Origin of the sequence: Campylobacter sp. 2018MI10 (assembly GCF_018501175.1) — a bacterium.
Classification (GTDB): domain Bacteria; phylum Campylobacterota; class Campylobacteria; order Campylobacterales; family Campylobacteraceae; genus Campylobacter_E.
Genome location: NZ_JAHCZD010000004.1, coordinates 44,249 through 63,015, shown reverse-complemented (window position 1 = coordinate 63,015; position 18,767 = coordinate 44,249). Strand labels below are relative to the sequence as shown.

General features: G+C 28.4%; 21 protein-coding genes. 18 read left to right on the top strand and 3 right to left on the bottom strand.

Translation table 11 applies throughout. From position 1 onward, the window contains the following. Window positions 1-2 precede the first annotated feature (2 nt). The 14 genes from moaA to KJR01_RS02885 all read left to right on the top strand — a co-directional run bounded on the left by moaA (window position 3) and on the right by KJR01_RS02885 (window position 10,776). Window positions 3-971, top strand: coding sequence for a GTP 3',8-cyclase MoaA (moaA, locus tag KJR01_RS02950; protein ID WP_214116917.1), 969 nt, complete (start codon window positions 3-5; stop codon window positions 969-971). Next, entirely contained in the window at window positions 971-1,702 is a 732-nt protein-coding gene (locus KJR01_RS02945) for a 7-carboxy-7-deazaguanine synthase QueE (protein WP_214116914.1), read from the top strand. Before moaA ends, KJR01_RS02945 begins: the two co-directional genes overlap by 1 nt. Next, window positions 1,699-2,277 carry a 6-pyruvoyl trahydropterin synthase family protein gene (locus KJR01_RS02940; RefSeq protein WP_214116911.1) on the top strand — a complete coding sequence of 193 codons (579 nt, stop codon included), beginning with the start codon at window positions 1,699-1,701 and terminating at the stop codon, window positions 2,275-2,277. Before KJR01_RS02945 ends, KJR01_RS02940 begins: the two co-directional genes overlap by 4 nt. Continuing rightward, on the top strand, window positions 2,277-2,663 hold the full coding sequence (locus tag KJR01_RS02935; RefSeq protein ID WP_214116910.1) for a hypothetical protein: 387 nt from the start codon (window positions 2,277-2,279) through the stop codon (window positions 2,661-2,663). Before KJR01_RS02940 ends, KJR01_RS02935 begins: the two co-directional genes overlap by 1 nt. A gap of 12 nt (window positions 2,664-2,675) precedes the next feature. Continuing rightward, the gene (locus tag KJR01_RS02930; protein ID WP_214116907.1) at window positions 2,676-3,065 is read left to right on the top strand and encodes a hypothetical protein; all 390 of its coding nucleotides are present in this window, start codon (window positions 2,676-2,678) and stop codon (window positions 3,063-3,065) included. Next, window positions 3,049-3,708: a 16S rRNA (uracil(1498)-N(3))-methyltransferase gene (locus KJR01_RS02925; RefSeq protein ID WP_214116905.1), complete on the top strand. Its 660-nt coding sequence runs from the start codon at window positions 3,049-3,051 to the stop codon at window positions 3,706-3,708. Before KJR01_RS02930 ends, KJR01_RS02925 begins: the two co-directional genes overlap by 17 nt. A 57-nt stretch (window positions 3,709-3,765) precedes the next feature. Continuing rightward, the gene (gene rpmE, locus KJR01_RS02920; protein ID WP_214116903.1) at window positions 3,766-3,966 is read left to right on the top strand and encodes a 50S ribosomal protein L31; all 201 of its coding nucleotides are present in this window, start codon (window positions 3,766-3,768) and stop codon (window positions 3,964-3,966) included. Further along, window positions 3,966-4,778: a 16S rRNA (cytidine(1402)-2'-O)-methyltransferase gene (gene rsmI / locus KJR01_RS02915; protein WP_214116901.1), complete on the top strand. Its 813-nt coding sequence runs from the start codon at window positions 3,966-3,968 to the stop codon at window positions 4,776-4,778. The genes rpmE and rsmI overlap by 1 nt, the downstream gene beginning before the upstream one ends. After that, window positions 4,775-5,461, top strand: a complete 687-nt coding sequence (locus KJR01_RS02910; protein WP_214116899.1) for a TrmH family RNA methyltransferase — start codon at window positions 4,775-4,777, stop codon at window positions 5,459-5,461. The genes rsmI and KJR01_RS02910 overlap by 4 nt, the downstream gene beginning before the upstream one ends. After that, window positions 5,454-6,479, top strand: coding sequence for an MICOS complex subunit MIC60 (locus KJR01_RS02905; protein ID WP_214116897.1), 1,026 nt, complete (start codon window positions 5,454-5,456; stop codon window positions 6,477-6,479). Before KJR01_RS02910 ends, KJR01_RS02905 begins: the two co-directional genes overlap by 8 nt. Further along, on the top strand, window positions 6,479-7,273 hold the full coding sequence (locus KJR01_RS02900; protein WP_214116895.1) for a hypothetical protein: 795 nt from the start codon (window positions 6,479-6,481) through the stop codon (window positions 7,271-7,273). The genes KJR01_RS02905 and KJR01_RS02900 overlap by 1 nt, the downstream gene beginning before the upstream one ends. Beyond that, complete coding sequence (locus KJR01_RS02895; RefSeq protein WP_214116893.1) at window positions 7,273-8,517, top strand: homoserine dehydrogenase; 1,245 nt, start codon at window positions 7,273-7,275, stop codon at window positions 8,515-8,517. Before KJR01_RS02900 ends, KJR01_RS02895 begins: the two co-directional genes overlap by 1 nt. Before the next feature lie 94 nt (window positions 8,518-8,611). Continuing rightward, the gene (locus tag KJR01_RS02890) at window positions 8,612-9,808 is read left to right on the top strand and encodes a NifS family cysteine desulfurase (RefSeq protein WP_214116891.1); all 1,197 of its coding nucleotides are present in this window, start codon (window positions 8,612-8,614) and stop codon (window positions 9,806-9,808) included. Continuing rightward, window positions 9,808-10,776, top strand: coding sequence for an iron-sulfur cluster assembly scaffold protein (locus KJR01_RS02885; RefSeq protein WP_214116889.1), 969 nt, complete (start codon window positions 9,808-9,810; stop codon window positions 10,774-10,776). The genes KJR01_RS02890 and KJR01_RS02885 overlap by 1 nt, the downstream gene beginning before the upstream one ends. Window positions 10,777-11,240: 464 nt before the next feature. Here the strand turns inward: KJR01_RS02885 and KJR01_RS02880 are convergent, their stop codons facing one another. Beyond that, window positions 11,241-11,744 (bottom strand): MotE family protein, encoded by a 504-nt coding sequence (locus KJR01_RS02880; protein ID WP_214116887.1) that lies wholly within the window; start codon window positions 11,742-11,744, stop codon window positions 11,241-11,243. Further along, a complete protein-coding gene (locus KJR01_RS02875; RefSeq protein ID WP_214116885.1) occupies window positions 11,741-12,631 on the bottom strand; it encodes a DMT family transporter in 891 nt (296 codons plus the stop codon). The genes KJR01_RS02880 and KJR01_RS02875 overlap by 4 nt, the downstream gene beginning before the upstream one ends. A gap of 215 nt (window positions 12,632-12,846) precedes the next feature. Between KJR01_RS02875 and KJR01_RS02870 the strand changes: the two genes are divergently transcribed. Genes KJR01_RS02870 through KJR01_RS02855 form a run of 4 tightly spaced genes read left to right on the top strand, consistent with a single transcriptional unit; the run spans window position 12,847 to window position 17,995 of the window. Further along, the gene (locus KJR01_RS02870; protein ID WP_214116882.1) at window positions 12,847-13,509 is read left to right on the top strand and encodes a thiol:disulfide interchange protein DsbA/DsbL; all 663 of its coding nucleotides are present in this window, start codon (window positions 12,847-12,849) and stop codon (window positions 13,507-13,509) included. An 11-nt stretch (window positions 13,510-13,520) separates the two neighbouring features. Then, complete coding sequence (gene dsbI, locus KJR01_RS02865) at window positions 13,521-14,279, top strand: protein-disulfide oxidoreductase DsbI (protein WP_214116880.1); 759 nt, start codon at window positions 13,521-13,523, stop codon at window positions 14,277-14,279. Window positions 14,280-14,287: 8 nt separating this feature from the next. After that, window positions 14,288-16,120 (top strand): aryl-sulfate sulfotransferase, encoded by a 1,833-nt coding sequence (locus KJR01_RS02860; RefSeq protein WP_214116878.1) that lies wholly within the window; start codon window positions 14,288-14,290, stop codon window positions 16,118-16,120. A 39-nt stretch (window positions 16,121-16,159) separates the two neighbouring features. Continuing rightward, window positions 16,160-17,995, top strand: coding sequence for an aryl-sulfate sulfotransferase (locus KJR01_RS02855; protein WP_214116876.1), 1,836 nt, complete (start codon window positions 16,160-16,162; stop codon window positions 17,993-17,995). Between the two features lie 23 nt (window positions 17,996-18,018). Here the strand turns inward: KJR01_RS02855 and KJR01_RS02850 are convergent, their stop codons facing one another. Further along, the gene (locus KJR01_RS02850) at window positions 18,019-18,744 is read right to left on the bottom strand and encodes a tetratricopeptide repeat protein (RefSeq protein ID WP_214116874.1); all 726 of its coding nucleotides are present in this window, start codon (window positions 18,742-18,744) and stop codon (window positions 18,019-18,021) included. Window positions 18,745-18,767: the final 23 nt, after the last annotated feature.

The window sequence follows — 18,767 nt, the reverse complement described above, 5'->3', positions numbered from 1 at the left end:
AAATGTTAATTGATTCGTATGGAAGAAGGATAAATTATTTAAGAATTTCACTTACTCAAAGATGTAATTTCCGTTGTCTTTATTGTATGCCAAAAGTTCCTTTTAATTGGGTTCCTAAAGAAAATTTATTAAGCTATGAAGAATTATTTTTATTTGCAAAATTATGTATGGATAATGGTGTAGATAAAATCCGTTTAACTGGTGGAGAACCACTTGTAAGAGCTGATTTGGATAAATTCATAAAAATGCTAATTGATTATAAGAGCGATTTGGATTTAGCACTTACAACTAATGGATTTTTATTAAAAGAACAAGCGGCAAAATTAAAAGCAGCAGGGCTTGTAAGAATAAATGTATCTCTTGATACTTTAGTGCCACAAAGAGCAAAATTAATCTCTCAAAAAGATATTTTAAAAGAAGTTTTAGAAGGTATAGAAGAAGCCTTAAAAGTAGGGTTAAAAGTAAAGATTAATTGCGTTCCTTTAAAGGGTATTAATGAAGATGAATTAATTGATTTGATTATGTTTTGCAAAGAAAAAAATATTCAAATAAGATTTATTGAATTTATGGAAAACGAACACGCTTACGGACAATTATGTGGATTAAGAGAAGCTGAAATATTAGATAAAATCAAGCAAAGATTTAGCATAAATGCACTTGAGAAAGAGCCAAATTCTCCTGCTAGTTTATATAAAATTGATGAGTTAGATTATGTGTTTGGTGTGATTAATCCACACAAGCACGATTTTTGTGATAGCTGCAATCGTTTAAGACTTAGTGCAGAAGGATTTTTGATACCTTGCCTTTATTTTGATGAAGCTATGAGTATTAAAAAGGCTTTAAGAAATAAAGATATTAATAAGGCTTTAGAGATTTTAAATACGGTTTTAGAAAACAAACCTGAGAAAAATAAATGGAGCGAAGAAGATAATAAAAGCTCTGCTAGGTCGTTTTCACAAACGGGTGGATGATGAAATTAGTTGAAGAATTTTTAAGTATTCAAGGCGAAGGGATATTTGCAGGAAGACTTGCTTATTTTATCCGTTTTGCGGGGTGCAATTTCTCTTGCTATGGATTTGGAGTTGTTAAGAGCAAAAATAATAAAACATTAATTGGTTGCGATACTTTAAGAGCTGTTTATACTAATGAATTTAGTGATGAGTATAAGGAATTTAAATTAGAAAATATAATCAATAAATTAAACTCATTTAGCTATAAACCTATGATAGTAATTACTGGTGGAGAGCCTTTAATTCATCAAGAAAATCCTAAATTTATAGAGCTTTTAGAATATTTGGTAAAAAATGAATATTTAGTGCAGTTTGAGACTAATGCTAGTATTTGTTTAAAAGAATACGATTTTTATAAAAATTGTTATTTTGCAATGGGAGTAAAACTTGCAAATAGTAAAATGCCAAAGGAAAAAAGAATAAATTATGAAGCAATTAATTCAATTTTAAAGCAATCAAAACAAGCATTTTTTAAAGTCGTTTTAGATAAAGCGGATTTAGAAGATAATCAAGAATTATTTGAATTAAGAAATGCTTATAAAGACGCTAATTTTTATCTAATGCCAAAAGGTGCTACGAATGATGAATTAAGAGCGAATGCTAAGAGCGTTTTAGAATTTGCTATTAAAAATGGTTTTAATTATACAGATAGGATACATATTAGAATTTATGATGATTTGGAGGGTGTATGAGAATAGGTAAATTATTTGAGTTTGAAAATGCTCATATAGTTAGGTTTTGTAGTTCAAAAAGATGTAAAACTAGCATTCACGGACATTCTTATAAATTAGAATTAATTTTATATGCAAATACTCTTGATAAAGCGGGAATGGTTTATGATTTCGGGCTTTTAAAGGGAAATATTAAGCAAATAATAGATGCGTTTGACCATAGCACTTGTGTTTATAAATACGATGATTTAGAGTATGTAAATGATATTAAAAAGCATTCAGCTAGGTGGGTTGAGCTACCTTGTAATATCAGTGCAGAAAATCTTAGCATAGTGTTTTTTATATTAATTTCTAAGATTTTACAAAATTCAAAAATGCATAATGATGAGAATGTAAGAGTAGATAAAATCAGACTAAATGAGACTAGAACAGGCTGGGCTGAATGTGAATACGATGATGCTTTTTATAATGATGAGCCTAGAATTAATTTAAATGAAATAACTTTTTCTAAGGCAATTTTAGAAGATTTTAGTGATATAAATTTATTTGAAAAAATTAAAAATAATGAGATTTTTATAAATCCAAAGGAAGTTTAATGAGTATTATTGGCATTCATATGTTTTTTGTGTATTGCTTGGTAGCTTTAGAATTTTCTTATTTGTTTATTTCTCAATGTTGTAAGGATATTAATAAATTTATTTCAAGAATTTCAATTATTAGTCCAATACAAATTATAGCCTTAGTTTTGGTGTTATTAAGTGGTATGTTTATTGAAGCTACTAAGGCATTTTTTAATTTTAAGATTTTTTTATTTTTAAGTTGGATTTTGATTTTTTATCTTAGCATTAGGCAATTTATCATATTTAATAAGATGAAAAAGGCGAAAAAAGAATTTAATTTTAAATTATTCAGTATTGCTTTTGAGATATTAAAAATATTTTTAATCATATTTGCTGGTGTTACAAATTCTTTATTATTTTAATCGGAGTTTTTAATGAGTGATTTTATAAGTGTGCATTTGTTTTTTGTATATATTTTAATAATTTTAGAACTTTTATATTTTGTTTTTTCACAATATTTAAAGGACATTCATAAATATATTTTTAGAATTAGAGTGCTTTTGCCTGCTTATTATACGATAATTGTTTGTGTGTTTTTTACAGGCATTATTATTGAAGCTATGAAAGGCTTTAATGATTTTAGATTTTTAATGCTATTTGCTGTTATTTTAATTTTAGGAATTTCTATATTTCAATTTATTAAATTTAAAAAATATAGAAAAAGCAAAGAATATTTAAAATTTAAAAAATTAAGTTTATTTTTAGAGCTTATAAAATTATTTGCTATTTTAATTGCAGGATTTAACAATGTTTTATTATTTTAATGATTTAGCAGGTAGTGAAGAAATTGTTTTAGATAGTGAATTAGTATCTCATTTTAAAGCTAGGCGAGAACAAATAGGAAATATAGTAAATATAAGTAGATTAGATGGGTTTTTATACAAATATGAAATAATATTTATGCAAAGAAATAAAATCATTTTAAAAATGCTAGAACAATGTGAATTTAAAGCAAATAAAAGTGGTGTAAAAATTGCACTTGCTATGATAGAAATTGATAGTATTTTTGAAATTGCACCTTATTTAAATGAATTAGGATTAGAAGAATTATTTTTAGTTTATACAGATTTTTCTCAAAAATCTTATAAATTTGATGATAAAAAACTAGCTAAACTTGAAAAGATTTTGCATAATTCAAGCTCACAATGTGCTAGGGCTGATATTTTAAAAATCACAATTTTAAATAATTTAGCCGAACTTAAAAAACTTTATAATGATTTTGTTTTAATTGATTTTAATAAAAATGATTTATGCGAGTTTAATAAAGATTGTTTATATGTAATTGGCCCTGAAGGTGGTTTTAGTGAAAAAGAAAGGAATTTATTTAAAACTCAAGGTTTAAAAATTACAAATATTTTAAAAGCAAAAACGGCTATTATAAGCATAAGTTCAAAAATTTTAATGTAGATTTAATGTAATTTAAGATACAATCACAGCTTTATTTATGCCAAAAAGGAAAATATTATGAAAAAAGACATTCATCCAGATTATAAAAAATGCACTGTAACTTGTGCTTGTGGAAATACTTTTGTAACTAAATCAAATAAAGAAGAATTAAGAGTAGATATATGCTCAAGTTGTCATCCATTTTTCACAGGAAGTGAAAAAATTGTAGATGCTGCAGGTAGAGTTGAGAAGTTTAAGAAAAAATATTCAATGCAATAATGCTTTATTTCGTTCCTACACCAATAGGAAATCTAGGCGATATTTCATATCGTGCTTTAGAAGTCTTACAAGTTTGCGAGTTAATTTTTTGTGAAGATGTGCGAGTTTGTAAGGCTTTACTTAATTTATTAAGTAGTAAATATAATATAGAATTTAATATAAATAATTTCATATCACTACATTCACACAATGAAAAAGATTTTGATTTTTCTAAAATTGATTTTTCTAAAAATATAGCTTATTTGAGTGATGCAGGTATGCCTTGCATAAGTGATCCTGGAATTTCACTAGTAAAATATGCTCAAGAAAATGATATAAAATATAGTGTTTTGCCTGGTGCAAATGCTGCTATTACTGCACTTGTTGCAAGTGGGTTTTCTGATAAGGAATTTATATTTTTAGGATTTTTAAATATCAAAAAAAATCGTCAAGCTCAAATAGAAAATGCTCTAAACCAAAGCTATCCAACTATTATATATGAAGCTCCTACAAGGATTTTGGATTTAGTATTAGATATTGCAAAAATTGATGAAGATAAAGAATTATTTTTAATTAAAGAAATATCAAAAATGTATGAAAAAACCTATAAAGATACTGCTAAAAATCTAGCAAATATTTTAAAAAATGAGAATTTAAAAGGTGAATGGGTAGTGGTTATAAATAATGAAAATTCTATTTCAAATTCTAATATAAATTCTCAAGATATTTTAAATCTTAATATAAGTTTAAAAGATAAAGCGAAATTATTGAGTAAATTAAATGGGCTTAGCCCAAAACAAAATTATGAAAATTTATTAAAGAGTGAAAAATGATAATTTACGGCAAACAAGTGCTAATGCACTATATTACAAAACATCCTGAAAAAATAGAAGAAATATATTTAGCAAAAGATTTAGATAAAGATAGCTTTAGACAAATTACAAAATTAGGCAAAAAAATCCATAAGTTAGATTTTATTAAAGCTCAAGCAATGGCAAAGGGTGGAAATCATCAAGGCTATTTAGCAAAAGTTAGCGAATACGAATTAGCAAATATAAATGAGTTTAAAAAATTTGAAAAAATTGTTTTATTGCACGAATTAAGCGATGTTGGAAATATAGGTTCAATTGCTAGAAGTGCTTATGCTTTAGGGTTTGATGGGATTATTCATTCAGGAAATAATATTAATATAGAAGCAGTTATGCGTTCTAGTGCTGGTGCTTTACTTGAATTAAAATTAGCATTTACTAAGGATATTTTAAGCTTGGTTAATGAATTTAAGCAAGTTGGTTTTAGCTTTTATGCTGCAAATAATTCAGAAAACGCTAAAGAGCATAATAAAATAAAATATGCTACAAAATCGGTTTTAGTTATGGGTAGCGAAGGTAATGGACTTAGTTCTAAGATTATTAAATCTTGTAATGAAGAAGTAAAAATTACTATGAAAAATAATTTTGATAGCCTAAATGTTAGTAATGCTTTTGCTATTTTAGGCGATAGGATGATAAATGAATGAAGTAGATTATTTAAAAAGTTTTTCTGTTAAAGAAATAGCTTTAAAAACTCACTTAGATGAAGCTAGAATTAAAGCGATAATTAATAAAGATTATGAGAATTTAAGTAGTGTTAATATTGCAATGAATATAAAGATTTTAGAGCGTGAATATAATATTGATTTTAGCGAATGGTTAAATGAATATAATGAATATAAAAACAATCATTTTAAGGACAAAAAAAATTCTTTAAAAGTAAAACCTAAAGTAATGGGTTATAACTCTGATAAGGAATCAAATAGTAATTTAGCTTATTTTATATATCTTAGTTTAGCTACTATTATTGTAATAGCTGGGGTTTTTTATTATTTTAATTATTATGATGAAAATTCTCAAGAAGTAGTAGAAAATACCACAACTCAAGAAAAACCAATAGAAGAATTGCAAGTAAATCAGCAAGAAAATTCTACACAAACCAAAACTCAAATAGAACCTATTAAAGAAGTAAAAGAAGAAATAAAACCAGCTACTCCTTTAGTAGAGAAAAAGCTTGAAGAAGTAAAAGAAGATAAAAAGCCTGAAAATTTAGAAGAGAGTAAGATAAATACAAAAGAAGAAACAATTCAAATTCCAGCACAAGTAGAGCTTATTCCTGAAATAAAACCACAAGAGATTAAAACTCAAGAAGTTAAAGTTCAAGAAGTAAAATCTAATGAAATTAAAGAAGAAAAAGCAGAGATTATAGAGCCTAAAGTAGAGATTAAAAAAGATAATAAATTATTATTAAGTCCAAATTCTAAGGTTTGGGTTAGTGTTAAGAATTTAAAAACAAAAGAAACTAAAAATTATATGATAGTAAAAAGTGCTAGTTTTACTCAAGACTCTTTAATTTTTGTTGGTAATAACTTATTCACTCTTGAGTTAGATGGTTCTAAGATAGAATTACCTAGCACAAATGATGCTAGATATATTTTATTTAAAGATGGAAAAGTTACTTTTTTAAGTCAAAAAGAATATACAAAATTAGATAAGGCAAAATAATGAAAAAATTAATATGTTTATTTGTATTAGCTAGTTTTTCTTATGCTACTTCTTCTTATGAAATAGCTTCAAAATTAGTAAATGATGATAGCAAAGATGCAAAGCTTAGATTATTATTTCCTAGTGGGTCTTATATGCAAGGAAATATGCCAAATATTAAAGCAATTACTCAAGTTTTAAAAATGAATTCTTTATTAACTTATGCTTATTCAAACGCTACAAATATGCAAATTAAATTTAGCGCAAAGGCAAAAGCAGGGATATTTTTAAAGGCTATTACAAAAGCTTATGAGCAAATAGGAATTAATTATTATTTAGTTAGTGAATATGTAAAAAATAATGATGAAATTAGTGTTGCTTTTACGATTAATTCAAAATTTAGTATAGATCCAGGTGCTTTATACGAAGCTTTAAAAAAGACAGGGGTATATATAATAGATGCTAGAAGAAATCAGAATGAATTTAGTTATGAACTTGATTTTAGCAGAGCAAATATACAAGCTGATTTTGAATTAAATAAAGGTGATTTATTAGAGCTTACTAAACCACTTGATGCGTATTTTATAAAAGTGAATAATATTTCTAAGCTCGTAATTGATAGAAATTTAAATAATATTTGGTATCCAAAGATTGAATTTTTGGATAAGAATTTAAATCTTATTTCAACTTATAAAAGTGAAAATAATTTTAAAGAATTAAATGTAGCAGTTCCTAAAATGTGTGCTTATATGATAGTAGGAGATGCGTTTACGCTAGAAAATATTAGATTAGGATTAAATATAAAGGGAATGTAATGAAAATAGCTTTATTAGGGTATGGAACGGTTGCTAGTGGTGTAGCAAAATTAATCAAAACAAATTCTGAATTAATTCAAAAAAGACTAGGCAAAAAATTAGAAATTTCTTTAGTTTATACAAGAGAGCATAAGGCAAATTGTCCTTATACTCAAACAAGTAATTTTGAAGATATTTTAAATAGCGATTGTGATGTAGTTTGTGAATTAATGGGTGGGACTACATTTGCTTATGAGTGCATTAAAAAAGCTCTTGAAAAAGGAAAACATGTAATAACAGCTAATAAAGCTTTACTTGCTTATTATCGTTATGATATTGAAAATATGCTAAAGCCTAATCAATATTTTGGCTATGAAGCAAGTGTTGCTGGCGGTGTGCCTATTATTAAAATTATCAAAGAAGGTTTAAGTGCTAATAAATTTAATTGTATTAAAGGTATATTAAATGGCACTTCAAATTACATTCTTACAAAAATGCAAAATGAAGGCTTAAGTTATGAAATAGCCTTAAAACAAGCTCAAGAATTAGGCTATGCAGAGGCTGATCCTACATTAGATATTAACGGAATGGACGCAGCACATAAACTAACCATTTTAGCAAGTCTTGCTTATGGAGTTAATATAAAACCTGAAGATATTTTGGTTCAAGGAATTGATAAGATTAGCAATGATGATTTTTATTTTGCTAAAGAATTTGAATTTGGAATTAAGCTTTTAGCAATTGCAAAACAAAATAATGATAAGGTAGAAATTAGAGTTCATCCAACATTAATAGATAAAAATCATATCTTAGCTAGTGTAAATAATTCTATGAATGCTATTTTACTTAATGATAATGCTTTAGGAGAGAGTTTGTATTATGGAGCAGGTGCAGGAAGTCTTGAGACTGCTAGTGCTGTTTTAAGCGATTTAATGCAAATAGCTGATAATAAAACTCGTAAAATGCTAGGATATAATGAATTACCAGTGGTATCTTTAGTATCAACTTGCGATATAACTTCTAAATATTATTTAAGATTAAGTGTAGATGATAAGATAGGTGTTTTAAACAAAATTACAAGTTTAATGAGTAATAATGAAATTAGCATAGATAGTCTAATGCAACGCCCATCAAAAAATCAATCAAGGACAATTTTTATTACAACTCATCTTGCAAATGAAGCAAAAATCAATAAATTATTGCAAGAATTACAAGTTCAAGAATTTGTAAAAGATGAAATTAATTTAATAAGAATAGAAGAATAGTAATTCATTTAATAATTTGGAATATTATTTATAAAAGATAATTTTTATCCCATTTTAAAAAACGGATAAAAAAGCTTTAGGAAAAGGAAAGGTTATGAAAGAAATTTATTTAGACAATAACGCTACTACTATGATAGACCCAAGCGTTTTTGAATTAATGAAGCCGTATTTAGAAAATATATATGGTAATCCAAATTCACTTCATCGCTATGGTCAAGCTACTCATAAAGCATTAAATGATGCTTTAAATAAATTATATAGCGGATTAGGAGCGAGTGATTTAGATGATGTGATTATTACATCTTGTGCTACTGAAAGCATAAACTGGGTTTTAAAAGGAATTTATTTTGATGAGATTTTAAATAAAGATAAAAACGAAATCATTATAAGTGGGGTTGAACACCCAGCAGTTGGTGCAGCCTGTGCTTTTTTAGAAGCTAGATTAGGTGTTAAGGTTAAAACTTTACCTGTAAATAGCGAAGGAACTTGCAATGTTGATGATTTAAAAGCAATGATAAGCGATAAAACAGCACTTGTGAATGTTATGTGGGCAAATAATGAAACAGGAATGATTTTCCCTATTAAAGAATTAGCTCAAGTTGCACACGAGCACGGAGCTTTATTTCACACTGACGCAACCCAAGCGGTTGGTAAAATAAAAGTTGATTTTAGAAGTGCAGGAGTTGATTTTGCGTCATTTTCAGCACACAAATTCCACGGGCCAAAAGGCGTTGGTGGTCTTTATATAAAACAAGGTTTAAAACTTACTTCATTACTTCACGGCGGAGAGCATATGGGTGGTCGTAGAAGTGGGACATTAAATGTAGCTGGAATAGTTGGAATGGCAGAAGCGTTAAGACTTGCTAATTTAATGCTTGATTACGAAAACTCTCATATAAGAAGATTAAGAGATAAATTAGAAGATGAGATTTTAACAATTCCTGATGTTAGTGTAGTAGGAAGTAGGGCAAATAGAGTTCCTAATACTATTTTAGCAAGTATTAAGGGTGTTGAAGGTGAAGCGATGCTATGGGATTTAAATAAGGCTGGAATTGCAGCAAGTACAGGAAGTGCTTGTGCTTCTGAAACTCTTGAGAGTAATCCTATTATGGAAGCAATAGGAGCTGAAGCTGATTTAGCTCATACGGCTTTAAGATTAAGCCTTAGTCGTTTTAATACAGAAAGTGAAATTGATTACGCAGCAGAACAAATTAAAGCAGCAGCTAAGCGTTTAAGAGCAATTTCTAGCACTTACGCTTATTCTCCAAGCTGGCTTAAAAAGGATAAATAATGGCAAAAAATAATTTAATAAGTGGTTCAATTTGGGATGAATATTCACAAAAAGTTCAAGATTTAATGAATAATCCAATTCATATGGGTGAGCTTACAGAAGAAGACGCAAAAGCTACTAATACAAGATTAATAGTTGCTGATTTTGGAGCTGAAAGTTGTGGCGATGCTGTTAGGCTTTATTGGTTAGTAGATGAAGCTACTAATATTATTAAGGACGCAAAATTTAAAAGCTTTGGCTGTGGGACTGCAATTGCTAGTAGTGATACAATGGCAGGACTTTGCATAGGTAAAAGTGTTGATGAAGCTGTAAAAATTACAAATATAGATGTGGAATTTGCAATGCGTGATAACCCTGATACTCCTGCAGTTCCACCTCAAAAAATGCACTGCAGTGTAATGGCGTATGATGTTATAAAAGCTGCAGCAGCTCAATATAAAGGTATTAACCCTGAAGATTTTGAAGATGAGATTATAGTTTGTGAATGTGCTAGAGTAAGCCTAAAAACTATTAAAGAAGTAATAAAATTAAATGATTTAAAATCAGTTGAGCAAATTACTCAATATACTAAAGCAGGTGGCTTTTGCAAATCTTGTGTAAGACCTGGTGGTCATGAAAAAAGAGAGTATTATTTGGTTGATATATTGGCTGAAACTAGAGCTGAAATGGATAAAGAACGCTTGAAAAAAGCTAATTTAAGTGATAATTTTGATGATTTAACCGTTGTAAAACAAATTAAAGCAGTTGAAGAATTATTAGATACTGAAATTCGCCCAATGCTACATATGGATGGTGGAGATTTAGAAGTAATTGATATTCAAAAAAGTAGCGATGGAATGTGCGATTTATATATTAGATATCTAGGCGCATGTAGTGGCTGTTCTAGTGGAAGCACTGGGACATTATATGCTATTGAAAATATTCTTCAAGAAAATCTTAGTCCAAACATTAGAGTAATTCCAGTGTGATTACAAAATAGGAAATATTTTTATTTCCTATTTTAATTTTTCTTATTACATATCACTCATAATCTTGCTAAAGAATTTAAAATCAAATATTTTAAGAAGTAGATATATTGCATATAAGTAGCAATTTTTTAAAAATTTACTTGATTATAAAATAGATTAAAGCTTTATGTATGGGACTTTAAATAATTTTTAAAAGTATAAAAACTAATATATAAATAACACATATAATTTTTATAAAACTTCATAAAACGCACGAAATTAAATTAGCGTTGAAAGTAATTTAAGGTTTTAACTAAATAAACTTAAAAAACTATTTTATAAAAACTTTTTATAACTCTAATACAACGAAGTTTTAAATTAACTTTTAAAAATAATCTTAATTAAAACCTATAGGCTAAATCTAATATCATATTTAATTATTAAACAAAAAAATATTAGATAAACCGAATTTATAAGAAAATAAATTAATTTTGTAATTTATTTTCACTTAATAATCTTGTTAATTCTCCTGCTTTTGCTGGGGTCATTTTTGCTAGTATTGATGATATTTTTTTAGCTTCAAGACTTAAAAATATTTTTATAACTTCTTTTTCATCCATTGTTTCTAAAATAGCCGCCGCCGCCGCATCTTTCATCTTAGCATAGGCATTTGATACTTTATTTATTTTATTTTCTGTAATTTCATTTTTTAATTGTCTAATTTCGGCTAAAATTTTTGCATTATTGTTTCTAATTTCATCTAATTTATCTTGTTCTTTTTTTATCTCTTCTAACATTGCTAAGTTTTTTTCTTCTTTTTCTTTTTGAATAGCTAAAAAAGCAGCCTTATAGCTTTCTAATGCTTGTTTTGCTTCGTCTAATTCTTCTATCTTTCTATCCATTTGTATTTGTTGGCTAGCAAAATAAGCGCTGCAATCTTGTGCGTAAGTAAAAGAGATTAAACTCATAAGAATTAATAATTTTTTCAAGATTTTTCCTTTTTTAACATTGTTATTAAAATACCAATCATAATTAAAGCAAATCCAATTATTTGAACGATTAATAAGCTTGTCCCTAACCATAAATATCCAATAATTGCAGCAGCTAATGGTTCGTTTGATGATATTAGACTAGCTTTACTTGCTCCTATTTCTTGCAAACCAACCATAAAAAAACCAAAAGCCATAGTAGTTCCAACTACAATTACTCCTAACATAGCAAGTATTAATTCTAAATCAATTTGCACTTCAAATTCCCAAATCTTTTGATATACACAAAAAGCAATTCCTGCAATAAGCATAGCAAAACCTAAATTAGGCAAAGGAGAATAAATCATATTAATTTTTCTAGGAATAATTGCATAACAAACTGCTCCAATTGATGATAAAAAGCATACAATTAAAGCCTTAGTAGATATTACAAATTTATTAAAATCACCATTAGTTGATAGCAAAAAAGCTCCACATAATACACAAATTAAAGCTAGAATTTCATATATGTTAGGAAATCTTTTTTGTTCAAAACATACGATTAGCACTATAAAAACAGGGGCTGTATATTGAATTACGGTAGCAATTGCAGCATTGCTTAATTCAATTCCGTAAAAGTATGTATATTGACACATAAAAATGCCGAAAAATGAAAATATTAATAATGTAAATAGGTGTTTTGTGTTTTTAAAAATTAAAAAATTAATTTTGATTTTTCTTACTAAACAAAATAAAAGCATTAATATTCCAGCAAATAATAATCTTAATGGCACTAAAAAATCAGCATTTAAGCCTTTTTTTAAGAATATAAATTCTCCACAAACACCACTAAATCCCCAGCAAATTCCACCTAAAAAAACTAAAATTACCCCATAATTTTTACTCATATTAATCCTTTAGGCAATTATAGTTTAAATGCTATTTTATTTGCTTAATTTTTTAGATTAATTAATTTATTTTACTAAACACTTAAAGTGATTATAAATTAAATAAATAGTATGGATTTTATAATAATAATTATTAGAATTTAAAATAATTTTTCAGTTTATTTTAAAATTAAATAATTAAAATAAAAATATAATTTTAATTTAAGGAGATTAAGATGAAAGTCTTAAAAAAAGTTTCAAGTTCATTGGTTTTAGCTACTATGCTAATGGGGGGGGGTAATTTATTTGCTTTAAGCGAAGGTAATGAATACATTACATTAAGCACTCCTATCCCAAATGCTCAAAATTCAGTTTATGAAGTATGGTCTTATAGATGCACACATTGTTATTCGCATCATAAAGCAAAAACTATGGAAAAAATCCAAGCTGCATTCCCTGATGTAAAAGTTGGATATTTATTAGTAAAAACTATGGGAGATTATGGCAAGCAAGCTGCTGAAGTTTTAGCTTATGCACAAAATGAAGATGAAAAAGCAGGAAGAAAAGTTGCTGACGCACATAGCTTACACCATAAAGTAAGTGATGCTTATTTTTCAGCTTATTTTAAGAAAAATCAAAGATGGGGAAATGGTGCTGAGCCAGATAAATTTTATGAAACAGGTCTAAAAGCTTTAGGAATTGATAAAGCAAAATTAGATGAGTTTTTAGCTACCCCTAAGGCTCAAGAAATCATTGCTTCTTATGAAATCGCTGACCCTATTTCAAAGAATTTCGGAACTCCAGGTTTTGTAGTTAATGGAAAATATGAAGTAAATATTTCAAAAATTGGCTCGCCTGAAGCTTTAGTTGAGGTTATTAAAGAATTACTTAGTATGTAAGGAGTTTTGCTATGAAGCTTCTTAATAAATTAACAAGCCTACAAGAAGGTAGGCTTTTATGGATATTAATGGTTATTGTTACATTAGGTCTTACTTGTGTAGCACATTATTTCTTTCAAGATTATTTATATATGCAGCCTTGCGAACAATGCGTATATATTAGATATGCAATGATAGTAATGGCAATAGGTGGCATAATAGCAGCTATTTATCCACATCAACTAACTAGAATTATTGGATATACTTTAGGTTTTTATGGTTGTTTAATAGGTTTTGGATTTTGTATAACTTTAAATGAAATTCACGAAGCAGTGCATAATGCAAATGCTTTTGGTGGAGTGCAAGGTTGTAGAGAAATTCCAATATATCCTTTTGCATTGCCTTTACACGAATTAGCACCAGGTTGGTTTTTACCTACTGGAGAATGTGGTCTTGATAATCCTATCGTGCCTGAAGATGCTTATGCTACTTTAAGTTCTTTTCAACAATTTTTTGTAGGAACTGAAGCGGGCGATTTTGAAGATGGATTTTATTCGCAAGGTTGGTATTTAATACCTAGTTTGCATTTTATGAATATGGCAATTGCATGTTTATTATGCTTTGTATGTTGTTTTGTTGCACTTTTAGCAATGTTTATAGGCTTTATATCAAAACCTTGCAAATGTGCAAAAATTGGTGCTATTATTGTAATAGCTATTACTTTGATTTTATTTTTTAGTGGAAATGCTATTAAAGCAGCAAAAATTGCTTCAATGGCAGCTGGAATTTAGGAGTTATTATGAAAAGTAAATTATTAATGAGTTTAGCTTTAGGTGCAGCTATATTTTCAACTCAAGCCTATGCTATAGGTGGTGCTAGTGGTCCAGTTAGTTATAAAGCGGTTGGGCAAATTGGTGCTGTTATGATGAATCCTTATAAAATCGCTCCACTTACAGCTGTTATTAAAAATGGTGGTTATGATATAAAAGATGTTAGTGTTAGTGTTGTTGGTAAAGAAAATGGTGGTATAACAATTTCATATAATCCTAGCAATAAAGATATTTTAACTCATGGTGGAATACCTGTTTTTGGACTTTATCCTGATTATGTAAATACTGTGAAGGTAAGTTATACTAGAAGTGTAGGTAAAGAAAATGCAGAAAAAATTAATGAAGAATATAAAATTTATGCTCCACCAGTTTATAATTTAGGAACAGGCACAAATCAAGCTGGTATATTACCAAATGCTGAAGTTGTTAAAAAATCTGATGATAAGTTTAAAAATAATCTTTATTTAATTAATCACATAATCCGTGCATCACTGCCAAATAGCGGTGAAGCTGTTTGGAATCATCCATCAGGCGGTGCTATGGAGTGGGACTTAGAACCTTATGTATGGATGGTAGATACAAATGGGGATATTAGATGGTATTTAAAAACTGATGAAATTAGAGATCCAAATAATATTTATAAAAAAGGTAATATGATGGGTTTTGTTCAAACCAAAGATGGTAATTTACTTTGGGGAATGGGACAAAGATATATGAAATATGATTTAATGGGTAGAGAAATCTTTAATCGTCGCTTACCATTAGGTTATGTTGATTTTTCTCATCACATAGAAGAAACAGATAAAGGCACATATATACTTAGAGTTGCAAGTGGTGATCAAAAACGAAAAGATGGTAAAAATGTAAGAAGTGTTCGTGATGTTATTATAGAGCTAGACTCTAATGGCAATGTATTAGATGAATGGAAGACTTATGATATTTTAGATCCTTATAGAGATACAAATTTGTTAGTACTTGATCAAGGTGCAGTGTGTTTAAATGTGGATTTAGAAAAAGCTGGAAAGGTTGCATCTAAGGAAGATTTAGAAGATAAAAATTCTCCATTTGGTGATGTTACAGGCGTTGGAGTTGGTCGTAATTGGGCTCATATTAATAGTGCAAATTATGATAAAAGAGATGATAGTGTTGTTTTATCAATTCGCCATCAAAGTGCAGTTGTAAAACTAGGTAGAGATAAGAAAATAAAATGGATATTGAGTGCTCATAAAGGTTGGGGTGATGAATTTAAAAAATATTTACTACAGCCAGTTGATAGTAAGGGTAGAAAAATTGAATGCGATGATGGTTATAGTAAATGTCCTGGATATGAAAATACTGAAGGTGGTTTTGATTGGTCTTGGACACAACATACTGCATATGTAATTCCAAGTATGTCAAATAAAGATGAAGTTTATGTTAGTGTATTTGATAATGGAGATACTAGAGGTATGGAACAACCTGCATTTCCAACAGATAAATATTCTCGTGGCGTAATATATAAAATTAATGAGAAAAAAATGACAGTTGAGCAAGTATGGGAATATGGTAAAGAAAGGGGATTTGATTGGTATAGCCCTATAACTTCTATAACTGAGTATTTTCCAAAAACAAATTCAGTATTTATGTATTCAGCTACTGCAGGTTTAGGAAAATTACTTACAAAAACAGGTGTAACTGAGCCAATTTTAAATGAAGTTGATTATAAGACAAAAGAAGTGCTATTTGAATTAAGATTTAAAAATATGGGTGGAACTATAGGTTATCGTGCTTATCCTATTCATATAGATGAAGCATTTAAGTAATGTAATTGTTAATGTATTAATTTTTTAAAGGAGATTAAAATGAAAAAGGTATTGAGTTTATTTGCAGCAGCTGCAATTCTTTCAACAAGTGCTTATGCTATAGGTGGTGCTAGTGGTGCTAAGACTGATTATCACAAACAAGGCAAAATCGGTGAATTAGTAATGAATCCTTATAAAATCGCTCCCCTTACTGCAGTTATTAAAAATGGTGGTTATAAATTAAGTGATGTTAGTGTTGAAATTGTTCCTAAGGAAAACGGAGTTCCTTTAAAATATAATGTTGCTAATAAATTTTTATTAACTCACGGCGGAATTCCAGTTTTTGGACTATATCCTAATTATTACAATACGGTTAAGGTTAGTTATACAAAAGAAGCAAATGGCAAAAAAGAAAGAGTAGAAAACGAAGTTTATGAAATGTATGCTAGTGCTATTTATGTAGAAGCTAGTGGAATTAAATTCCAAAAAGCTGCATTATTTAGTGAAGCTAAAGTAAATAAAATTGACCCAGAATTTAAAGATAGACTTTATTTTGTAAATAATATTGAAGAAAAAAGTGGAGCAGGAACTAAAGTAGTATGGAATAACCCAACAGGTGGGGCATTAGAGTGGAATTACTATCCACAAAACTTTATCATTGATACAACAGGAGAAGTTAGATGGTATATGTTAGCTACTCCAATTTATGACCTTGATAGCTCAACTATGGCTGGTGTTATGATGGGCTTTAAACAAGATACTGATGGTGCTTTAGTTTGGGGATATGGTCAAAGATATGCAAAATATGACATAATGGGAAGAGAGATTTTCAATCGTCGCTTACCTGCAAACTATATTGACTATTCACACCAACTTGATGTTGCAGCTAATGGAAATTATTTTTTAAGAGTTGCTAGTGCAAATACACTTCGCCCTGATGGTAAAAATGTAAGAACGGTAAGAGATGTTATTGTAGAAATTGATAGAGATGGTAATGTGGTTGATGATTGGAGATTATACGAAATACTTGACCCATATAGAGATATAGCATTAAAAGTTCTTGACCAAGGTGCGGTATGTTTAAATATTGATGCAAATAAAGCAGGTCAAACTTTAAGTGCTGAAGAATTAGCAAAACTTGATAGTAGTGATAAGTTTGGAGATATTGTTGGAACTGGAGCAGGTCGCAACTGGGCTCATGTAAATAGCGTTAGTTATGACCCAAGTGATGATAGTATTATCATTTCATCTCGCCATCAAAATGCGGTTGTAAAAATTGGTCGTGATAAAAAAATCAAGTGGATTTTAGGTGCTCACAAAGGTTGGAAAGATGAGTTTAAAAAATACTTATTACAACCTGTAGATAATAAAGGTAAAAAAATTGAGTGTGATGATGAATATAGTAAATGTCCAGGATATGAAAATCCTGAAGGTGGATTTGACTTCACTTGGACTCAACACACAGCTTATAGAATTCATGAATTAAGTAAAAAAGGTGTTACTTATATAACCGTATTTGATAACGGAGATAGTCGTGGTATGGAACAACCTGCGTTTCCAACTGATAAATACTCTCGTGCAGTTGTTTATAAAATAGATGAGAAAAAAATGAGCGTTGAACAAGTTTGGGAATACGGCAAACAAAGAGGTCATGAATGGTATAGCCCTGTAACTTCTCTAGCTCAATATAATGCAGATAAAAACTCAATTTTTGCATATTCGGCTACTGCGGGGGCTAATTTTGATTTAGCAAATGGAGCATTCACTTCAGCACCAAATCCATACATTATGGAATTTAAATATGGCTCAACTACTCCTAGCGTTGAAATCCAATTAAAAGATACAACAGGCTATCAAGCGTGGCCGTTTGATTTAGGCAAAGCACTTAGTAAATAAGTAAAAAAGAACTAGAATTATTTCTAGTTCTTTAAATTCTTAATAAAATATATAACAATACCTAAGGCTTTTTTGCAATCTTCTTGCTCTCCTAAGCCGCAAGATTTTTTAAAATATTTAAACGCTTTAAATAAATTATTATGTTTTACATACAAAATAGCTATATTTTTACAAGAAATCGCATTATCCATATTACAAGCTTTTAAATGATTTTCAAAACCTAATTTTTCGTTTTTCATCTTATCATTATATAAATATAATTGCCCTAAATTAAAGCAAGAATTTTGGTCATTTAACTTGCAATAATGTTCAAATATTTTAGCGGTTCTATCTAAGTTAGTATTTGTATTTATATATACGAAGGCTAATTGCATACAAGCGTCTTTTATGTTTGCTTTACAACCTTTAAATAAATATGGTTCTGCTTTAATATCATCTTTTAAAGTATTAGAATAAAATATACCTAAATTCCCACAAGAAATTCCATCATTGTTATTATACTCACAAGATAATTTATAATAATATTCAGCCTTTTGTAAGCTATCTGGATTGTTTTCTTCATTATAAATAGTTGCTAAATTATTACAAGCTTTATATGATTTTTCATTACAAGAGATTATGTATAGTTCTTTTGCTTTTTCTAAATCACATTCAACGCCTAAACATTTGTGATATTTTAAAGCTTCTTTATAATAATCTTGTGAAAAAGCAATCACACTAATTAATGCGATTAATAATATTTTTTTCATTTTTTCTCCTTTTTTTCAAGTAT